This is a genomic window from uncultured Mailhella sp. (assembly GCF_944324575.1).
GTDB lineage: Bacteria > Desulfobacterota > Desulfovibrionia > Desulfovibrionales > Desulfovibrionaceae > Mailhella.
In genome coordinates, this window is record NZ_CALUWV010000127.1 from 1 (window position 1) to 5,493 (window position 5,493).

Genomic DNA, 5,493 nt, shown 5'->3' on the forward strand with positions numbered 1-5,493 from the left:
AGGAGGAAATCGGCTCCGACGGTTCCACCGGCGCAAGCTCGCGCTTCTTCCAGTACTGCGTGGAAGACATGGCCGCAGCCTGGGAACCGGAAACGCCCTTCCGCAAAATCATGATGAACACCAAGGCCCTGTCCGGCGACGTGCACGCCGCCGTGGACCCCGACTGGCAGGACCGTCACGAGCTCAAGAACTCCGCGTTCTTCGGCTACGGCGTGGCCTTCTGCAAGTTCACCGGCTCCCGCGGCAAGTACGGAGCCAACGACGCCCATCCCGAGTACATCGGCTGGATGCGCGGCGTGCTCGATGCGAAAAACATTCCCTGGCAGCTTGCGGAGCTCGGCAAGGTGGACGTGGGCGGCGGTGGCACCGTGGCGCTGTTCCTTGCCGCCTACGGCATGGACGTGGTGGACGCCGGCCCTGCCCTCCTCGCCATGCACAGTCCCTTCGAACTTGCATCCGTGCCCGACATCTATTCAAGCAAACTGGCCTATCAGGCCTTTCTTGAAGCCAAATAACGGCATTTCCCTTTGACGAAAAAGGGCTGTTTCCCAGGAAGCAGCCCTTTTTTCATACCCTGTCAGGGAAATCTGAAAACGCTGCAGCGAGCGGAACATGAGAATTTTCTCTTCCTGATGTTCGCTGTGCGTACCGCCTCCGCAGTCGACGTCGACAAATACCCCTCCTGCCGCATGTTTTTGGGAATACCGCAGAAAACAGGAAAACACGGTTCCTTGCTCTTCTCTGCCCTGTCCTTCGCGCAGCACTGCTCCGTACGGACTTCCCCTTGCACGGACTCTCCTTGGAAGTGCGCCGGAACGGCAACGTTTCCGCAATAAAATGGCACTCTCTCTTCTGCCTTCAGGCGGTCGCGCCGACGGGCATGAGCAGGCGGAATTTACTTCCGCCGTCAGCGAAATGCACGTCGTACATGCCATGCGGCCGTACAGTGTATCCGGAGCTGACGGATGTTTGCGACACTCTCCCGTTCTTAAAAAGAGACGGGCGCGTATGCCGACCATACGCGCCCGTCATCGGGGAGGTGGATGTACCAGGATGATACCGGAGCCTTGCTCCGGCATCATGTTATGTCGCTCTTACAGAGCCTTCTTGTAGATGGCCGCCACGGCAGCGTCGGTCATCGTACGAGGATTGGTCAGGCCGCAGGCGTCCTTCTGAGCGTTGGCGGTCATGATCGGGATGTCTTCTTCACGAACTTCCTTGCCGTACTTCTTGCCGAGGGCGATGAGGCCTTCGGGGATGTTCACGTCGCGGGACAGTTCGCGAATGGCCTTCACAGCGGCTTCAGCGGACTGGTTGGCGGTGTAGCCTTCGGTGCGTTCGCCGAGCAGCGTGGCGATGCGGCCGAAGCGGCGACGAGCAGCGATGAGGTTGTATTCGCAGACGTGGGGCAGAAGAATGGCGTTGCATTCGCCATGGGGCAGGTTGTAGAAGCCGCCCAGCTGATGAGCCATGGCATGCACGTGGCCGAGGCTGGCGTTGTTGAAGGCCATACCGGCGAGGTATTCAGCGTAGCACATACCTTCACGGGCTTCTTTATCCTTGCCGTTGGCCACGGCGCGACGCAGATAGCGGTTGATGAATTCAATGGCCTTTTCAGCGCAGGCGTCGGTCATGGGAGTGGCCGCGGTGGAAACATAGGCTTCCACGGCGTGGGTCAGGGCGTCCATACCGGTAGCAGCGGTGAGGGAAGGCGGCATGCCCATCATGAGGACGGGGTCGTCGATGGCGACGCTGGGAGTGCAGCGCCAGTCAACAATGGCCATCTTAACCTTGCGGGCAACGTCGGTGATGATGCAGAAACGGGTCATTTCGGAAGCGGTGCCGGCGGTGGTGTTCACGGCAACATAGGGCGGGAAAGGCTTGGTGGACTTGTCCACGCCTTCGTAGTCCTGAATCTTGCCGCCGTTGCTGACGAGGAAGCCGACGCCCTTGCCGCAGTCGTGAGAGCTGCCGCCACCGAGGGTGATGAGGCTGTCGCAGTTGTTTTCCTTGTAAACTTCAGCAGCGTCATGCACGTTCTTGTCGGTGGGGTTCGGAACAGCGCCGTCGAACACAACATAGCTTACGCCGCCTTCATCGAGAATGTCAGTAATCTGCTTCAGGATGCCGCAGGCAACGATACCCTTATCGGTTACTATAAGAGGATGCTTGGCGCCAAGGCTCTTCAGGCGGTAGGGAATTTCCTTACTGCAGTTGGGACCAACAAGAGTAACAGTAGGAATGAAGAAAGAAGTGATCTGACCCTGGTACATGCATTTGACATCAGTGCTCATAGTAACTCCTTGGTAGCAGTAGTTAGCAAGAGGATAAGAGACTTGTACTGTATTTGTCCTACGGTACTGCTGTGAAAAAGTCAAAGGTTCTGAAAAAATAAAAAAATAACTTTTTCATTTCAAAACTCAATAAATAAAATAATCAATCATCATGGCATATTACCGTGTTACTTAAAAAACAAGCGCTGAACTTTTTCCATTCCATTTCAAAATTCTATTTCAAAATTACCCCATTTTCACCCACTTTGCGCCGCGGAGTCCAGGTGGGAACACTCTTTCGTCTACACACTCTTAAATAAATATAACTACATTGAATACAATGAAAAATAAAAAGTTTTCCTCCATTTTTTTCTTTTGGACCAACAGAAACGCCCCCCTTCTGATCTGCTATTTTTAATAGGAACAGTTCTCCACTTTACAGCAGCCCCCTTCGGCCTGAGACAAGGGATCAGCCGCCGTTTCCGCCCTGCTCTTCCGCTGCCGGAAAACGAACGCCTCCCCTTGAAACGGCTTTTCCGCTGAGGTATAAGAAAGAAAACCAAAAGCGCACGCATGGCATGCTTTTTCGCCATGCCTGCCTTTTGCAAAACACGGAGTAGCATCATGCGTCACATTCTTCTTACCTGCGCCCTTCTGGCCGCTCTGGTCGCTCCTGCATCTGCCGCTGTCGACACCAGCAAACTTCAGCTCCCCGGCGATCTCACGCTCGAACAGGCTCAGAAGGTCATGGACGGAGCTCTTGAGTTTGCCAAGAAACAAGGCGTTCCCATGAACATCACCGTCATCGACGCAGGCGGCAACCTCAAGGCCTTCTGCCGCATGGACGGTGCGTTCCTCGGCAGCATCGACGTTTCCATGAAGAAGGCCAAAACGGCACGCATGTTCAACATGTCCAGCGCCGAGCTCGGCGCGGCCGCCCAGCCCGGCGGTGAACTGTACGGCATTGAAGTCACCAACAACGGTCTGGTCATTTTCGGCGGCGGCGAGCTGCTGAAGGACAAGAACGGCGTGGTGGTCGGCGCCATCGGCGTGAGCGGCGGATCCGTGCAGGAAGACACCAACGTGGCCAAGGCCGGCGTGGCTTCCCTCAATAAATAACGCGGCGCTCCGGAACAGCTCGTCTCAGCCCTGAAAAGACATCTTTCCGTTTCCGGAACATCCTACAGCCATTATGGGGCGGATGCCTTTCGGACATCCGCCCTTTGTCGTTCACGGGCGAAGACTTCCGGCTCTCTTTAAAAAAAGCCACGTTTTCTCCTGAGCCTCCTGCAGCCCTATACTCTTTTTTTCATGGGAATTGCCTTATGAACGTCATTGAAGCCATACAACAGCGGCGCAGCATACGCGCCTACAACGACAAGCATGTCGAAAAGGAAATACTGCAGAGGCTTGTCGAGCTTGCCGTCAAGGCGCCCACGGGTTCCGGCATGGAGCCTTGGGGATTCGTGGTCCTTCAGAACAGAGAAGAAATCGACGCTCTCTCGGAAGGCATCAAAAAAAAGGTGCTGGAGAACATCGACGCCTATCCGCAGTTCAGTCAGTATGAATCCTGGCTGAAAAACGAACGCTACCACATCTTCAACCACGCCGGTACCGTGCTCGTCATCTACGGCGACAGAACGTCGCCCTGGAACGTGTACGACTGCTCCCTGGTTGCGGGCAATCTCATGCTGGCGGCTGAAAGCGAGGGCATAGGCTGCTGCTGGATAGGCTTTGCCGAGGCGCTGCTCGACGATGATACCTTCAAAAAGGCTCACGGCGTGCCCGAAAGTTTCCACCTGGTGTCGACGCTGAGCATGGGCTACACGAAGGTTGCCGTGCCGCCCTGCACCAGAAAACCGCCGGTCTTCTTCTCCTGGACGAAGTAGAAAACGTCCTTTCCCAGAGCTCCATACGACGGTATCCAGCCTTGCTCCCCGTTTCGGATGGTCACGAAATGCCACCGCAAAAGAAAAAGCGTGATTGTTTTTTCTCTTCCTTGACGAAAAAAATCCAGGGGGCTTATGGTCGGCATAAAGGAACATTTTCCTCAATTGTGAATCCACCAAAAACAAGGAGCACGGCATGTTTCGTTTCCTGCGTGTCAACATGGCCACCAAGAGCTGCGTATTTGAGGACATTCCCGAAGAATACGCCGGTCTCGGCGGTCGTGCCCTGACCTCCACCATCGTGGCCCGCGAGGTCAACCCCATCTGCACCCCGCTCGGACCGCACAACAAGCTGGTGTTCGCCCCCGGACTTCTCGGCGCCACCAACAGCCCCAACTCCAACCGTATTTCCGTGGGCTGCAAGAGCCCTCTGACCGATGGCATCAAGGAATCCAACTCCGGCGGCCAGCCCGGCGGCCATCTCGCCAAGCTCGGCATTCTCGCCATCATCGTTGAAGACATGGCCACCGAAGGTGAATGGTGGCAGCTTGAAATCAGCAAGGATTCCGCAAAGCTCGTTCCCTCCACCGTAGCCGGCCTCAACAACTTCGACGCCGTGGACAAGCTCGTGGAGCAGTACGGCAAGGAGTGCAGCTATGTGACCATCGGCAGAGCCGGTGAATTCAAGCTTACCGCTGCCAGCATCGCCTTTACGGACCGTGAACTGCGTCCTCAGCGTCATGCCGGTCGCGGCGGCGTGGGCGCCGTCATGGGTTCCAAGGGTCTCAAGGCCATCATCATCAATCCCGAGGGCGGCAAGAACCATCCTCTCGTGGACGAAGAAGGCTTCAAGGCCGCGTCCAAGCGCTTTGCCAAGGCTCTCACCAGCCATCCCATCACGGGCAAGGGCCTTGCCGAATACGGCACTGCCGTTCTCGTGAACATTCTGCATGAAGCCGGCGGTCTGCCCACCCGCAACTTCACCTGCGGTCAGTTTGAACAGCACGAAGCCGTTTCCGGCGAAATGATGAACAAGGTCACCAAGGAACGCGGCGGCGAAGGCGCCGTGGCCCACGGCTGCATGAGCGGCTGCATCATCCGCTGCAGCGGCATCTTCCCCGACGAGAAGGGCAAGTTCAAGAGCAAGTGGCCCGAATACGAAACCCTGTGGTGCTTCGGCCCCCACAGCAACATCGGTGACCTCGACCTCATCTGCACCTTCGACCATATGTGCGACGACTTCGGCGTGGATACCATCGACGTCGGCGTGGCCATCGGTGTGGCCATGGCCGGCGGCGGTATTCCTCTCGGCGACGGCAAGGCCGCACTTT

The 5,493-nt window shown here is 56.6% G+C and carries 5 protein-coding genes and 1 pseudogene; 4 read left to right on the forward strand and 2 right to left on the reverse strand.

Annotated elements, in window-relative coordinates:
- A pseudogene (locus Q0J81_RS10350) lies at positions 1–515 on the forward strand (aminopeptidase); the annotation flags it as partial.
- Here Q0J81_RS10350 and Q0J81_RS10355 read toward each other — a convergent pair.
- Positions 474–764 carry a hypothetical protein gene (locus tag Q0J81_RS10355; RefSeq protein WP_294447675.1) on the reverse strand — a complete coding sequence of 97 codons (291 nt, stop codon included), beginning with the start codon at positions 762–764 and terminating at the stop codon, positions 474–476. The pseudogene Q0J81_RS10350 and the gene Q0J81_RS10355 overlap by 42 nt on opposite strands.
- 330 nt (positions 765–1,094) lie before the next feature.
- Positions 1,095–2,294: an iron-containing alcohol dehydrogenase gene (locus Q0J81_RS10360; protein WP_294447677.1), complete on the reverse strand. Its 1,200-nt coding sequence runs from the start codon at positions 2,292–2,294 to the stop codon at positions 1,095–1,097.
- A 603-nt stretch (positions 2,295–2,897) separates the two neighbouring features.
- On the opposite strand from Q0J81_RS10360, the gene Q0J81_RS10365 reads away from it, so the two are divergent.
- From Q0J81_RS10365 to Q0J81_RS10375, 3 genes are all read left to right on the forward strand, one after another.
- Positions 2,898–3,392, forward strand: coding sequence for a heme-binding protein (locus tag Q0J81_RS10365; RefSeq protein WP_294447678.1), 495 nt, complete (start codon positions 2,898–2,900; stop codon positions 3,390–3,392).
- 206 nt (positions 3,393–3,598) lie between these two features.
- A complete protein-coding gene (locus Q0J81_RS10370) occupies positions 3,599–4,162 on the forward strand; it encodes a nitroreductase family protein (RefSeq protein ID WP_294447679.1) in 564 nt (187 codons plus the stop codon).
- A gap of 196 nt (positions 4,163–4,358) precedes the next feature.
- On the forward strand, positions 4,359–5,493 hold a 1,135-nt coding region (locus tag Q0J81_RS10375), incomplete at its 3' end, for an aldehyde ferredoxin oxidoreductase N-terminal domain-containing protein (RefSeq protein ID WP_294447681.1).